This window comes from Vibrio sp. 1402 (genome assembly GCF_033340275.1).
The window spans coordinates 1-696 of record NZ_JAWOWE010000286.1 but is presented as its reverse complement, the minus strand read 5'-3'; the positions used below and the strand labels follow the sequence as shown (position 1 = coordinate 696).

General features: G+C 46.6%; 1 protein-coding gene. It reads right to left on the bottom strand.

Going from position 1 to position 696, the window contains the following annotated elements; translation table 11 throughout:
• Nucleotides 1-71 precede the first annotated feature (71 nt).
• Nucleotides 72-696, bottom strand: a 625-nt coding sequence (locus tag R7044_RS25595; RefSeq protein ID WP_405540910.1) for a sugar transferase, incomplete at its 5' end; no start/stop codon positions are given.

The following is a 696-nucleotide window of genomic DNA, read 5'->3' as shown; positions in this document are numbered from 1 at the left end:
ATAATGTGCCACCAGCGACAATCGAGAAGATGCGTCGCCAGTGGCAAGAGTAGCAAAATAGACTCGAAGCATTACTGGCCGCGTCCATCAATCATTACGATAAGCGTTTTGCTCATGATAGAAAGATCCATCGTGATCCACGAGTAAAACGACCCAAGGCTTAGTGCATAGCTGTGGTCAAAACCAACTTTTCTTCTCACGTCTTCAATGCAAGCATCGTAACCTTGGTTTACTTGCGCCAAGCCTGTAATACCTGGCAGTACGCCGTATGTACGCTCTACAAAGTATGGAATTTCATCTTCCAACTTTTGATAAAAGGCAGGTCGCTCAGGGCGAGGGCCAATCATAGACATTTCACCTTTCAATACATTGAATAGCTGCGGTAACTCATCGAGACGAGTCTTACGTAAAAATCGGCCGACCGGGGTAATGCGTGGATCATTTTCGGTTGCCCAAACGGCACCTGAGCGTTGTTCTGCATCGATGTACATCGTGCGAAACTTCATGATTTGAAACAGATCCATCTTCTCTGGTGTGCAGCGACCAACACGCAGTTGACGATAAATCACTGGGCCTTTTGAGCTGACCTTGATGGCAAGAGCAATGAACGGAAACAGTGGTGCGGTTGCTAGCAGAATCAACAGTGCAACCAGTACATCAAACGTTCTTTTTGCGTGGCATACATTTGAGTCGTAA